The 13,459-nt window shown below is 70.7% G+C and carries 12 protein-coding genes; 8 read left to right on the top strand and 4 right to left on the bottom strand.

The features are described 5' to 3' along the window. Positions 1-1,500: a tripartite tricarboxylate transporter permease gene (locus ACFOY2_RS52725; protein ID WP_379535756.1), complete on the top strand. Its 1,500-nt coding sequence runs from the start codon at positions 1-3 to the stop codon at positions 1,498-1,500. A gap of 60 nt (positions 1,501-1,560) precedes the next feature. Here the strand turns inward: ACFOY2_RS52725 and ACFOY2_RS52720 are convergent, their stop codons facing one another. Then, entirely contained in the window at positions 1,561-3,303 is a 1,743-nt protein-coding gene (locus tag ACFOY2_RS52720; protein WP_379535755.1) for a proline--tRNA ligase, read from the bottom strand. Positions 3,304-3,386: 83 nt separating this feature from the next. Beyond that, on the bottom strand, positions 3,387-4,058 hold the full coding sequence (locus ACFOY2_RS52715; RefSeq protein WP_379535754.1) for a hypothetical protein: 672 nt from the start codon (positions 4,056-4,058) through the stop codon (positions 3,387-3,389). Between the two features lie 132 nt (positions 4,059-4,190). Between ACFOY2_RS52715 and ACFOY2_RS52710 the strand changes: the two genes are divergently transcribed. Then, entirely contained in the window at positions 4,191-5,138 is a 948-nt protein-coding gene (locus tag ACFOY2_RS52710) for an acyl-CoA dehydrogenase family protein (protein WP_379535753.1), read from the top strand. Positions 5,139-5,350: 212 nt separating this feature from the next. Here ACFOY2_RS52710 and ACFOY2_RS52705 read toward each other — a convergent pair whose 3' ends face one another. Next, entirely contained in the window at positions 5,351-5,836 is a 486-nt protein-coding gene (locus ACFOY2_RS52705) for a hypothetical protein (protein WP_379535752.1), read from the bottom strand. A 94-nt stretch (positions 5,837-5,930) separates the two neighbouring features. Here ACFOY2_RS52705 and ACFOY2_RS52700 point away from each other — a divergent pair, with 94 nt between their 5' ends. From ACFOY2_RS52700 to ACFOY2_RS52680, 5 genes are all read left to right on the top strand, one after another. Continuing rightward, the gene (locus ACFOY2_RS52700) at positions 5,931-6,998 is read left to right on the top strand and encodes an LLM class flavin-dependent oxidoreductase (protein ID WP_379535751.1); all 1,068 of its coding nucleotides are present in this window, start codon (positions 5,931-5,933) and stop codon (positions 6,996-6,998) included. Continuing rightward, the gene (locus ACFOY2_RS52695) at positions 6,995-8,041 is read left to right on the top strand and encodes a hypothetical protein (protein WP_379535750.1); all 1,047 of its coding nucleotides are present in this window, start codon (positions 6,995-6,997) and stop codon (positions 8,039-8,041) included. The genes ACFOY2_RS52700 and ACFOY2_RS52695 overlap by 4 nt, the downstream gene beginning before the upstream one ends. Positions 8,042-8,053: 12 nt before the next feature. Next, entirely contained in the window at positions 8,054-9,568 is a 1,515-nt protein-coding gene (locus tag ACFOY2_RS52690; RefSeq protein WP_379535749.1) for an AMP-binding protein, read from the top strand. A 171-nt stretch (positions 9,569-9,739) separates the two neighbouring features. Then, a complete protein-coding gene (locus tag ACFOY2_RS52685) occupies positions 9,740-11,041 on the top strand; it encodes an FAD-dependent oxidoreductase (protein WP_379535748.1) in 1,302 nt (433 codons plus the stop codon). Next, positions 11,025-12,167, top strand: coding sequence for a DUF6986 family protein (locus ACFOY2_RS52680; RefSeq protein WP_379535747.1), 1,143 nt, complete (start codon positions 11,025-11,027; stop codon positions 12,165-12,167). Before ACFOY2_RS52685 ends, ACFOY2_RS52680 begins: the two co-directional genes overlap by 17 nt. A 13-nt stretch (positions 12,168-12,180) precedes the next feature. On the opposite strand, the gene ACFOY2_RS52675 is transcribed toward ACFOY2_RS52680, so the two are convergent. Then, positions 12,181-12,861 (bottom strand): copper homeostasis protein CutC, encoded by a 681-nt coding sequence (locus tag ACFOY2_RS52675; RefSeq protein ID WP_379535746.1) that lies wholly within the window; start codon positions 12,859-12,861, stop codon positions 12,181-12,183. 152 nt (positions 12,862-13,013) lie between these two features. On the opposite strand from ACFOY2_RS52675, the gene ACFOY2_RS52670 reads away from it, so the two are divergent. Further along, complete coding sequence (locus ACFOY2_RS52670; protein ID WP_379535745.1) at positions 13,014-13,367, top strand: hypothetical protein; 354 nt, start codon at positions 13,014-13,016, stop codon at positions 13,365-13,367. The last annotated feature ends 92 nt before the right edge of the window (positions 13,368-13,459 follow it).

Here is a 13,459-nt window from a genome sequence, read left to right as displayed (position 1 = left end):
ATGGACGTGCTCGGCAACCTGCTCGACGGCTTCGGCCACGCGCTGAGCCTGCAGAACCTGCTGCTCGCCATGCTCGGCGTCACCATCGGCACGCTCGTGGGCGTCCTGCCCGGCCTCGGGCCCGCCACCACGATCGCGTTGCTGCTGCCGCTGACGTTCGTCTTCGATCCCGTGGGGGCGTTCGTGATGTTCGCCGGGATCTACTACGGAGGCATGTACGGCGGCTCCACCACCGCGATCCTGCTCAACATCCCCGGCGAGACGGCCTCGATCCCGACCACGCTTGAGGGCTATCCGATGGCCAGGCGCGGCAGGGCGGGGGCGGCGCTGGCGACGGCGGCCATCGGGTCGTTCGTGGCCGGGTCGATCTCCACCGTGGTCATCACCTTCCTGGCCCCTGGCATGTCGAACATCGCCAAGCTCATCCAGCCCGCCGAGTACTTCTCGATCATGGTGCTGGCGTTCGTGACGGTGACGTCCCTGATGGGCGACTCGATCGTGCGAGGGCTGTCGAGCCTGTTCCTCGGCCTGGCGATCGGGATGGTCGGGATCGACCAGATGACCGGACAGCCGCGCTTCTCCTTCGGGGTCCCCGAACTGTACGAGGGGCTGTCGGTGGTGGCGGTCGCGGTCGGGCTGTTCGCGGTGGCCGAGGCCGTCTCCACGGCCGCCTCCCGTCACGCGCCCGCCCAGGCCCCGATCAAGATCGACGGGAAGATCGGCATGACCCGCGACGACTGGCGCCGGTCGTGGAAACCCTGGCTGCGCGGAACGGCCTTCGGACTGCCCATCGGCTCGTTGCCCGCCGGGGGCGCGGAATTGCCGACGTTTTTGAGCTACAACGTGGAAAAGCGGCTCTCCAAACACAAGGAGGAGTTCGGCAAAGGGGCCATCGAAGGCGTCGCCGGGCCCGAGGCGGCCAACAACGCCGCCTTTTCCGGGGTGCTGGTGCCGCTGCTCACCCTGGGCATTCCCACGTCCGCCACGGCCAGCATGTTGTTGATCGCTTTTCAGATCTACAACGTGCAACCGGGGCCGCAGCTCTTCGACCAGCAACCCGTACTGGTATGGACGCTGATCGCCAGCCTTTACATCGGGAACGTGATGCTGCTGGTGCTGAACCTGCCGCTCATCCGGGTGTGGGTGAAGCTCCTCACCGTCCCCGCCGCCCTGCTCACGGCCGCCATCCTGACCTTCGCGACCCTGGGCGTGTACTCGATTTCGCAGAGCGTTTTCGAGGTGCTGGTGGCTTACGGGTTCGGCCTGCTGGGCTGGGCGCTGCACCGGGCCCGATATCCCGTCGCGCCGTTGATTCTCGGGGCCGTTCTCGGGCCCTTGATGGAGGTGCAGTTCCGGCGCGCGCTGGCCTTCAGCGAAGGCGACCCATCGGTGTTCTTCACCCGCCCGGTGTCGCTGGTCATTTTGCTGATCGCATTCGCCTGTCTGGTGGGACCCGCCATTGTCAGAAAGCGCACCAAGGTCTCACTGCCGACGGGCTGACCGTCTTTTGGCGAACCGATTCCGCCCGGACCGGTGTTCACCGGCCCGGGCGGCATGGTGTCAGGCCGTGGCGGCCAGGATGCGATCGACGGCCTCCGCAAGGGGAATTTCCGACTTCTCCCCGGACACCCGGTCCCGAAGCTCCACGACCCCCTGGGAGAGCCCACGCCCCACCACGACGATGGTCGGCACCCCCAGCAGTTCGGCGTCTTTGAACTTGACCCCGGGCGAAACCTGGGCCCGGTCGTCCACCAGGACCCGCAGCCCGCGCGACTCCAGCTCGGCCCCCAGTTCCAGGGCCGCCTCCACCTGGTTCTCCTTGCCGGTGCCGACGATGTGCACGTCGGCGGGGGCCACCTCGCGGGGCCAGGCCAGGCCGAGCGCGTCGTGGGCCTGCTCGACGATGACGGCCACGGCGCGGGAGACGCCGATGCCGTAGGAGCCCATGGTGACGCGGATCGGCTTGCCGTCGGGGCCGAGGGCGTCGAGGCCGGCGGCGTCGGCGTACTTGCGGCCGAGCTGGAAGATGTGGCCGATCTCGATGCCGCGGTCGATGGACAGGTCGGAGCCGCAGCGGGGGCAGGGGTCGCCGGCGCGCACCTCGGCGGCCTCGATCGTGCCGTCAGGGGTGAAGTCGCGCCCTGCCACCACGTTGGCGGCGTGCTTGCCGGGCTCGTTGGCGCCCGTCACCCAGGAGGTGCCGGTGACGACGCGGGGGTCGACGAGGTAGCGGATGCCGAGCTCGCGCAGGATCTGCGGGCCGATGTAGCCGCGCACGAGGCCGGGGTGCTTGGCGAAGTCGGCGGCCTCGAAGATGGCGGGCTCGCCGGGGGACAGCGCGGCCTCCAGGCGCTTGAAGTCGACCTCGCGGTCGCCCGGAACGCCGATGATGAGCGTCTCGACCTTGTCGGAGCCGGGCGTGCTGATCTTGACGACGACGTTCTTGAGCGTGTCGGCGGCGGTGACGGACAGGCCGTGGTGCTCGTTGACGTAGGAGACGAGGGTCTCGATCGTCGGGGTGTCGGGGGTGTCGAGGACCTGCAGCGGCGCCGCGTCGTCGGTGGGGCGGGCGGCGGGGGCGGGCGTGGTGACGGCCTCGGCGTTGGCCGCGTAGTCGCACGAGTGGCAGGCCGCGAACGTGTCCTCGCCCGTGGGCGTGGGCGCCAGGAACTCCTCGGAGGCCGATCCGCCCATCGCGCCCGACTGCGCGAACACGATCTTGTAGTTGATGCCGAGCCGGTCGAACACCCGGATGTAGGTCTCGCGGTGCTGCTCGTAGGAGTGCTTGAGGCCGTCGTCGTCGAGGTCGAAGGAGTAGGAGTCCTTCATGAGGAACTCGCGGCCGCGCAGGATGCCGGCCCTGGGCCTGGCCTCGTCGCGGTACTTGGTCTGGATCTGGTAGAGGGTGACCGGATAGTCCTTGTAGGAGGAGTACTCGCCCTTGACCATGTCGGCGAAGAGCTCCTCGTGCGTGGGACCGAGGAGGTAGTCGGCGCCCTTGCGGTCCTGCAACCGGAACAGGGCGTCGCCGTACTCGGTCCAGCGGCCGGTGGCCTCGTAGTATTCGCGCGGCAGCAGGGCGGGGAAGAGCACTTCCTGGCCGCCCATCCGGTTCATCTCCTCGCGGACGATCCTGGCGACGTTCTCCAGCACCATCTTGCCCAGGGGCAGCCAGGAGTAGATGCCCGGCGCGACGCGGCGGACGTAACCGGCGCGGACCAGGAGCTTGTGGCTCGGCACTTCCGCGTCTGCCGGGTCGTCCCGCAGGGTGCGAAGAAACAACGACGACATGCGCAGCAACACGGCTACTCCTTGCTCGAACCCGGATGTGAAGGACTACAGGCTATCGAGTCAGGCAGTGTCGACGCGCGACCTTAAACCAAAGCTCAGACACCCAGCGGGATCCAGCCCACCACGAACGCCGCCAGAGTGACGCTCAGCACGCCGCCGAACAGCGCCGACAGGGTCAGCGACCGTGCGCGGGCGCGCGCGTTCCTGCGCAGCACCGGCACCAGGGCGACGGACAACAGGCCGATCACGAGCGCGGGTCCCGGCCAGAACGAGTTCTCGCGGCCGAGGAACCCGGGCATCGCCCGGTGCACCACGTCGGCGATCAGCGCCGCGCCGACCGTGCCCGCCGCGACGTCGCCCCACGTGTCGTCCCTGCGGGTGACGTAGGCCAGCAGGCCCAGCACGACGAGCAGGGCGATCGTCCGGTTGGTCCCCACCGCGTCACTGTCGATGATCTCGGAGACGTCGTAACCGCGCAGCGCGCTCCCGCCCATGGCCGCCACCAGGGAGGCCACCGCCCCCAGGAACGTCGTCAGCAGCGCCCATCCGAACCTGGACGCGCTGGCGCCCACGGCCAGGGACAGGCCGAGGTAGGCGAACGGGTTGTAGAGCTGCCCGACCCAGTCGGGGCCCGTGCCGTGCAGGAGCATGCCGACGAGGCCGACGGCCAGTCCGCCGAGGAAAGCCGTGACCAGGTGGCGTTCGATGCCGCGTAGCCGCCGGTCGTGTTCGGCGTAGTCGGCGTAGTCGATGGTGGTCTTGTTCATCTCCATTCCCTGGTCAACCCCGCGTCCGGTTCGTCCAGGGATGACAACTTCAGCGTATGTATCCATACAAAAAAGGCAAATTTCGGTCATCCGAATACAAACGCAAGCAATCGCTTGGTTAAGCTAGCTGCCGTGGCACTCCCCTATGAGCTCAGCGCCGTCGTCCGCGCCTATCTCGCCGACCGCCCGCAGGCGTCGTGGCGGGAGTTCTCCGACGACGTCGGCATCGCGGGACTGCTCGTCCCCGAGGAACACGGCGGGGCCGGATGCGGCCCGGCCGAAATGACGGCCGTGGCCGAGGAGCTGGGCCGGGCGCTGTCACCCCACCCGTTCCTGCAGTCGGCGGTGATGGCCGTCGAGGCGCTCAAGGCGGACGGCCAGGGGCTGCTGCCGTCGCTGGCCGACGGTTCGCTCACCGCGACCGTGGTGCTGCCGGGCGACGGCGATCTCCGCTTGGAGGGCGGCAGGCTCACGGGCGTCGTCCCTTACGCGCTGGAGGGCGGACTGGCGCTGCTCTACGTCGGCGGACTGCTGGTGACGGCCGTGCCGGAGCGGCGCAGGACGTACCGGACCATGGACGGGAGCCGGCCGCTACAGGAACTCGTCTTCCACGACACCCCGGTACGACACCTCGGCGACGGCGGCTCGTGGGCGCGCGTGCGCGACCTCGGGATCGCGGCGCTGGCCGCCGAGCAAGCGGGCGGGGCGCGCCGGTGCCTGGAGATGGCGGCCGGGCACGCCAAGACGCGACGGCAGTTCGGGCGGCCGATCGGGTCGTTCCAGGCCGTCAAGCACAAGCTGGCCGACGTGTTCCTGCTGGTGGAGTCGGCCAGGTCGGCGGCCGGGGCGGCGGCGCGCGACGAGGTGCCCTCGGCCGTGGCCGGGTCGTACTGCACGGAGGCCTATCTGGCGGCGGCGGGCGAGAACATCCAGGTTCACGGCGGCATCGGCGTCACCTGGGAGCATCCCGCGCATCGCCACCTCAAACGGGCCGTCTCCGACGCCCAGCTCTTCGGCCCGCCGCAGGCCCACCGCACCCGCCTGGCGGCGCACGTCTTCGGCCCGGCCTCAAGCCGCTAGCGCCCCGCTTTCCGCCCCCGCCGCGCTACGGCTGGGATGTCTTCGGAGAGGGGCGGAAGGGGCATCTTCCCGGCGCGCAACCTCGCCCCAGTGCTCACTGGGGTGTTTTTGGAGAGGGGCGGAGGGGGCGTCTTCCCGGCGCGCGACCTCGCTGGGGCGTCTTTGGGCAGGGGCGGTGGGCCGGAGGCGACCCGCGGGGGCGGATTGCGGGGTCAGCCTCCGAGCAGTTCCTCCCAGGGGTGGCGGGTGTTGGTGCGGCGGGTGGTGTCGAGGGCCTCGGTGAGGCGCCAGAGCCCCGACCGCGCGCGTACGTTCGCCCGCCCCAGGGGGTCGATCGCCCGCAGCTCGAACCGCACGCCCATCACGTCGAGCACGGCGGAGCCCGGCCCGCCGGGTCCGGCCTCCGTGACCAGCAAGCCGTCGTAGTCGGGGTCGCGCACCTGCTCGGCGAGCAGGTCGGCCGCCTCAGAGGCGTAGGGCCCGTCGCGCCACTCGATGTGCCAACTGTGGTCGGATCCGCGCCACCACGTCAGATCACGGCACGACTCGATGAAGTCGGCCTCGGTCGCCAGCGCGGCCATCACCCGGCCGAACGCCTCGAACCGCCTGGCACTCGTGAGCGAGAGTTCGTCGTCGCCGGAGTCGGGTAGCGGGCCATCCTTCGGCCGCCGCAGCGCGTGCTTTCGCTTCACAGGCATCCACTCTGATCGCGGCCCCGCCCTTCCCGCAAGTCTTCGCCGCTGATACGCTCTACCAAGCGAGCGCTTGGTCACTATTTTCGCCGGAGGCGCGATGACGTCCCTACGGATCAGCTTGGGGTATGAACTGGAGGTCCGCGGCCGCACCCGCGAAGTCGAACAACAGGCGTTCCAGAACGTGATCGACCAGGTCGTGCTGGGAGACCGGCTGGGCTTCGACACCGCCTGGTTCGTCGAACACCACTTCACCAGAGGCTTTTCCCACTCCTCCGCCCCCGACCTGGTCCTGGCCGCCATCTCGCAGCGCACCGAGCGCATCCACCTGGGGCTCGGCGTGGTGCTGCTGCCGTTCCAGTCCCCCGTCCGCACCGCCGAACGCGTCGCCACGCTGGACGTGCTGAGCGGCGGACGGGTGGAGTTCGGGACGGGCAGGGGCGCCTCGCCGCTGGAGTACCAGGCTTTCCGGAAGCCGTTCGAGAAGTCGCGGCAGATCTGGGAGGACTCGCTGGAGGCGACGCTGGCCATCTGGCGGGCCGACGGCGAGCCGATCAGCCGGTCGAACGAGTTCTTCGAGATCCCCGACGTGGCGGTCTACCCGCGCCCGGCCCAGGAGCCGCACCCGCCGGTCTGGGTGGCCTCCACCTCGCTGGACGGCTACCTGGCGGCGGCCAGGCACGGTTACAACCTGCTCGGCATGACGATGCTGAAGGGCATCGACGACGTCGCCGCCGACATCACGAAATATCGTGAATGTTTGGCCGAGAGCGGCTTCGACCCCGCCACCCGCCGCGTCGCCCTCATGATCCCCTGGCACGTCGGCCCGTCCCGCGACGAGGCCGCCGCCGCGGCCGCCGACGCCGTCCTGTGGTACATCCGCCGCCAGGTCAACCTCGTCACCCCGCCCGACTACTACGACGCCCGCCACGCCACCCACCGCGTGCTGGGGCAGCTCGCCGCCGGGCTGCCGCCGGAGGAGTCCATGGCCACGCTGCGGGAGCACCTGATGGTGGTGGTGGACGACGTGGAGGGCTCGCGCAAGGCCCTGGCCAGGATCGCCGAGGCGGGCGCCACCGACCTCATCATCCAGGCCCAGGTGGGCGGGCTGGCCCACGACCGGGTGTGCGACTCGATGCGGCTGTTCATGACAGAGGTGGCCCGTTGACGGCCCGCTGGCTGACCCGTGACGATCTCGGAGCCGCCGCGCGCACCGCCACCGGGCTCCTGCTCGTCTCCCCCGACGCCTCCAGCGTCTACCCCCTGGACGCGGCCGAGGCCGTCCTGACGGGGGCGGCGCTGCGGGAGGCCGGGGTCGGCGAGCGCGACCGCGTCGTGGTGGCCCTGGCCGAGCCTGCGGGCTCGCTCTGGGCCCGCGCGGCGGCGGAGGTGGCCCAGGCGGCCGCCCGCGTGGACCCGCGCGGCCGGATGCGCCTGCACCACGCCCTGTCGGCGCTGGGGGCCACCACGCTGGTGAGCACCCCGACGGGCGCGATGGACTTCCTGGCCCGCCTGCACCTGGAGTTCCTGCTGGACCCGCTGGACCTCGGGCTGCGGACCATCGTCCTGACCGGCGAGATCGCCTCGAAACGCACGCTGGGCCACCTGGCGGGGGAGTTCGGGGCGCGGGTCACGGAGGTCTACGCCAGCCCGTTCAGCGGCGGGGCGCTGGCCTGGCGAGCCTCGGAGGAGGACCCGCTCACGCCGCTCACGGACGGCCTGCTGGAGCTGGCCGCGCCGTCCAAGGACGACCTCACCGACCACGGCCCGGCCGAACTCGTGATCACCCCGCGCGAGCACGGGACGCTCGGCGACGCCGTCCTGCGGACCGGCCAGGTCGCCAGGGCCGAGAGCGGGGGCATACCCGCGCCCGTCCACACCGTGGGCGAGCACGTGCTGGTCAGAGGGGTGTGGCTGGCGCTGCCCCGCATCGACAAGGCACTGTCGAAGATCGACGGCGTGACCGGCTGGGACCTGACGATCAGCAGGCAGGGCACACTGGACGCGGCGGCGCTGACGGTCACGTTCGGCAGGGAGAGCCTGGTCCGCAACCCCATGTGGAAGGCGCGCGTCGAACAGGCCGTCCGCGCGCTGACGCCCGTCTCGATCGGCGTGGAGATCGCCCAGGAGATCTCCGAGACCTCCAGGCCGGGCACGGTGAACGACCGTCGCGGCCACCACCTCGGAAGGGACCGCGCTCTCATCACCTAAAGGGGCACTTCGATGGCACCGGACTGGGAAACGCTCCCCCGCATGCTCCGCGACCAGGCAGAACGCCATCCTGACAGCATCGTGGTCGCGGACGGCGGCACCCGCATGACGCTGTCCGGGCTGCGGGCGGCGGCCTCCGAGGTCGCCCGGGGCCTCATCGCCCTGGACGTCGCCCCCGGTGACCGGGTGGCGCTGTGGGGGGTGAACTCGGCCCACTGGGTGCGGCACGCGTTCGGGATCTGGGACGCCGGCGCGGTCATCGTGCCGCTGTCCTCCCGTTTCAAGGGCTTCGAGGCCGCCGAGCTGATCGCGAAGACCGGCGCGAAGGTGCTGATCACCGGGGCGGGACCGTCCGCCGCCCCGCTCGCCGATCTCCTGCCGCCCATCCCCGGGCTGCGCCAGGTCACCCACCTGGACGGCGGGGGCGGCTCCGCGCGCGAGGCCGATGACCGGGCGCTGGCCGTCCGCCCGGAGGACCTGTGCGAGATCATGTCCACCTCCGGCACCACGGGCGCGCCCAAGGGCGTGATGCTGGACCACGCCCAGGTCCTGCGCGGCTACTGGGACTGGTCCGAGATCGTCACGCTGGACGAGCACGACCGCTACCCGATCATCGCCCCGTTCAGCCACGGGTTCGGGCTGAACGCCGGGTTGATCGCGTGCGTGCTGCGCCGCGCCACGATGGTGCCGATCCCGATCTTCACTCCGGACGCGCTGATGTCGCTGATCTCCGCCGAAAGGATCACCGTGCTGGCGGGGCCGCCCACGCTGTTCCACCGGCTGCTCGACGAGCTGGACCGAGGCTCCTGGGACGTCTCCTCGCTGCGCGTGGCCATCTGCGGGGCCGCCGCCGTGCCGTCCGCGCTGATCACCCGGCTGGTCGAGCGGGTCGGACTGAAACGGATGATCAACGCGTACGGGCTGATGGAAGGCACGGTCGTGTCGATGACCAGGGCCGGCGACCCCATCGACGTGATCGCGAACACCACCGGCAGGGCCGTGCCCGGCATCGAGGTCAAGGTCGTGGACGACGACGGCAAGCCGGTCGCGCCCGGCGAGCGCGGCGAGATCCTGCAGCGCGGCTACGGGGTGATGCGCGGCTACTGGAACGAGCCCGCCAGGACGGCCGAGGCGATCGACGCCGGCGGCTGGCTGCACACGGGCGACGTCGGCGTCCTGGACGCCGCGGGGAACCTGGCCATCGTGGACCGCAAGAAGGAGCTCTACATCGTCAACGGCTTCAACGTCTCGCCCGCCGAGGTGGAGTCGCTGCTGTTGAGGGAGGGCTCGCTGGCGCAGACCGCGGTCGTCGGCGTGCCCGACCCGGTCACGGGCGAGGCGGGCCTGGCGTTCGTCGTCCCCAGGCCCGGCGCGGCGCCCGACCCGGAGGCGCTGCTCGGCTGGGCGCGGGCGAACATGTCGAACTTCAAGGTCCCCAGGCGGATCGTCGTGGTCGACGCCCTCCCGGCCAACGTCAACGGCAAGGTCGACAAACCGGCACTCCGGAAGCAGGCTCTGGGCGAGTAGGTTGGAAGTGCTCCCTGGGCCCAGGGAGCCGCCATGTTGCGCCTGTTGACCGGTGAGGCCGCGCGTGGTAATTGCCGGTGACGGGTTCATCCGGACCGGTGATCGGGGATAGATCGATCACACTGACCGGTTGCATCTGGTTGGACGGGTAACCGGGTCTTAGGAGGCGGCGTGAGGTTGCACGTGGCGGTCATCGGATCGGGCCCCGCCGGGATCTACACGGCGGAGGCCCTGGTCAAGCAGTCGCAGGAGCCCGTTCTCGTGGACGTGCTCGAACGGCTGCCGACCCCGTACGGGCTGGTCAGATACGGCGTCGCACCCGACCACACCTCCATCAAGTCCATCGCCAACTACCTGCGCAAGGTGCTGGAGCTGCCCGAGGTGCGCTTCCTGGGCGGCGTCACGCTCGGCGAGCACCTGACGGTCGAGGACCTGCTCGGCGGCTACGACGCGGTCGTCTACTGCACGGGCGCCATGGTCGACAGGAAACTCGGCATCCCCGGCGAGGACCTGCCGGGCAGCGTGGCCGCGACCGACTTCGTCAACTGGTACTGCGGCCACCCCGACGTCGACCCCGACCGGTTCACGCTCGACAGCTCCGAGGTCGCGGTGATCGGCGTGGGGAACGTGGCCGTCGACGTCGTCCGCATCCTGGCCAAGACCTCCGAGGAGTTGCGCTCCACCGACGTGCCCCACGACGTGCTCGAACGCCTCGAAGACAGCCAGGTCAAGGCCATCCACATGGTCGGCAGGCGCGGGCCCGAGCACGCCAAGTTCACCCTCAAGGAGCTGCGCGAGCTCGGCGAGCTGGCCAACGCCGACGTCTGCGTCCGCCCTGAGGAGGCCGTCGTCCTGGGCGCCGACTTCCCACGCCAGGTGCAGGGCAACATCAAGGTCCTGCAGTCGTGGGCCGCCCGCGAGCCCGTCGGCCGGCCGCGCCGCCTCGACGTGCGCTTCTGGCTGCGGCCCGTGGAGATCCTCGGCACCGAACGGGTCGAGGGGCTCAGGCTCGAACGCACCCGGCTGTCGGAGGAGGGCCGCGTCGTCGGGACGGGCGAGTTCGAGACGCTGCCGGTCGGCATGGTGCTGCGCTCGGTCGGCTACCAGAGCGTTCCGCTGCCCGGGGTGCCGTTCTCCGAGCAGAGCATGACCGTGCCGAACGAGGCAGGACGGGTACGCGACCGCGAATACGTGGCGGGCTGGCTCAAACGCGGGCCCACTGGGGTGATCGGGACCAACAAGTCAGACGCGGCTGAGACCGTCCGTACGCTCCTGGCCGACCTCGGGGGCAGGCAACGGGCCGGGGACGGCGGCGTGGACGCCCTGCTGGCCGCCAGGGGCGTGCGGCCGATCACCTACGACGACTGGCTGGCCATCGAGGCGGCCGAGGCCGAGCTGGCCAGGTCGCTCGGACGGGGCGAACGCGTCAAGCTCGTCGGCTTGGAGGCCATGCTCCGTGCGTGCCGTCCCTGAGGGCTTCGAGGAGGTCTACCGGGTCCAGCAGGCCCGCTACCCGGCGGCCGAGGCCGGGTGGCAGCCCGTGCACACGGTCTACGTGCCCGCCGACCGCTTCGCCGCCCACACCGTCGCCGAGTGGGGCGATCAGGCGTTGTCGCTGGTCAAATCCCACCTGGCCGGGCCAGGCGAGCTGGCGGAGGTCTTCGGGGTGCCCGCGGAGATCGCCGGGGCCGTGCACGCCAAGGTGCTGCGCAAGTTGTCGTCCGAGCCGGTCGAGGACCTGCGCGTCGACTTCGAGGACGGATACGGCGTGCGCCCTGGCCCGGTGGAGGACGGGCACGTCGAGCAGGCCGTCGAGGCCGTGGCCGCGCTGCACGCCGACGGGGCGCTGCCGCGGCGGTGGGGGCCGAGGGTCAAGTCGTTCGCCGACGGCGACCCCGAGCGGGCGGTGCGGACGCTCGACGGGTTCGTCTCCGGGGTGGTCGCGCGGATCGGCCGGCTTCCCGCCGGGTTCACGGTGACCTTTCCCAAGGTGCTCATGGAGGAGTACCTCGGGCAGTTCGCGGGCGTCCTCGCCGGGATCGAGGCCGGGTTCGGGGGACGGCTGCGGTTCGAGATGCAGGTGGAGGCGCCGCAGACGCTGGCGTTCCTGCGCCCCGGCCTGGCCGGGACGCTGGGCGGGCGGCTGGCGGCGGCCCACTTCGGGGTCTTCGACTACACGGCCGCGATCGGGCTGCCGCCACAAGAGCAGCGGCTCGACCATCCGGCCTGCGACCACGCCAGGCACGTGATGCAGACGGCGTTCGCGGGCACGGGCGTGGAGTTGTCGGACGGGTCGCTGGCCGCCGCACCCGCCTCCGACCTGGCACGGGAGGTGCACGCACTGTGGCGGCGGCACGCCGAGACGGTCAGGCACTCGCTGCGGCACGGCTTCTACCAGGGCTGGGACATGCACCCGTCACACCTGGTGAGCCGCTTCGCCACCGTCTACGCCTTCCACCTGGCCCGCTACGAGGTCTATCGGGAGCGGGTCAGCGCGTGGGAGGAGCGGCGGGAGGCCGGGGGCGGGGTCATGGACGAACCCGCCACGATCCGCACGCTCGTGGCGGCCCTGCGCCGCGCGGACGCCGCTCTCCCCTGAGGTCGCCTGAACCTCAGTCGCGTTCGACCAGGGCGCGCCACTGGCGGACCAGCGGCCATTCGACCGGGTCCGACCAGCTCGCCCGCACGGCCGATCCGACGTGGAAGGCGCGGATGCCGTAGTCGAGCAGGGCGGAGACGTGCGGGGGCTTCAGCCCGCCGCCGGCCAGGATGATCGAGCCGTCACCCGCCTCGGCGCGCGCCTTCAGCACCGGCAGCCCCTCCCCCACCCCGGCGGGCGAGCCCGAGGTGAGCACGGTCGCCAGGTTCGGCAGCAGTCGCACGGCCCGCCAGGACGCCTGAACGTCGGCCGCGTGGTCCACCGCCCGATGGAAGGTCCAGGGGAGCGGGGAGACGGCGTGGATGAGCGCCTCGGTGGCCGTGAGATCGACGGTCCCCGCCCGGTCCAGGAAGCCGAACACGAACCCCGCCGCCCCCGCCTGAGCCAGCGCCTTGGCGTCGCGGGCGAGCCGGTCGAGCACGTCGGGGTCGGCGGTGAAGTTGGCGTCGCAGCGCAGCATCACCATCTGCGGCAGGGGGCATTCCGCGGCGATCGCGGCGACGGTCTCCGGCGTGGGGGTCAGCCCGTCGGCCGCCATGTCGGCGACGACCTCCAGCCGGTCGGCTCCGCCCTGTTCCGCGGCCACGGCGTCGCGCACGTTCAGCGCGATCACCTCGAGCAGGGATCCGGTCATGGAGGAGAGGTTATAGGGTGATCTGTCCTTTTGCGCCGGACAGTGCCCCGCTACCTGGGACGAAGCCAAACTCAACGCAGGCTCAACATATCCTCAACTCTCCCGCTTCTACCTTCCCTCTCACAACTTCACCGCTGAGAAGGGAACAACAGATGCGATCCCTCAAGACGCTGGTGGTGGCGCTCCTGGCCACCATCGCGATGTTCGCGACCCCGGCCCTCGCCCAGGCCGCGCCGGCCACGAGCGCCGCCGCGGCCCCGGTGGGCAAGATCGTGGTGGCCGCGGGCAAGCCGAAGCCCGGCGAGATCTGCAAGAGGTTCAAGTCCAGCTGGAAGAAGTACGCGGTCTGCTGGGCCGTGATGAAGGCCGGCGGCGTGTACGTGTGGGGTCAGCTTGAGAGCATCGCGAGGAAGGGCTGGACCCACTTCAAGAACCACCCGACGGTCAAGAGGTACGCCAAGAAGCACGCGCGTTCCCTGTACTGCATGCTCACCCTGAAGTGCTAGCCCCGTTTTCCGCACGTGAGTGATCTTCAGCGAAGGTCTCGTGGATCGATGTCGAGGAGGTCCAGGAGATCAAGTTGGAGTGCGGTGGGTTG

This window comes from Nonomuraea purpurea (genome assembly GCF_042650645.1).
Classification (GTDB): domain Bacteria; phylum Actinomycetota; class Actinomycetes; order Streptosporangiales; family Streptosporangiaceae; genus Nonomuraea; species Nonomuraea purpurea.
This window is presented reverse-complemented; position numbering and strand designations above follow the sequence as displayed.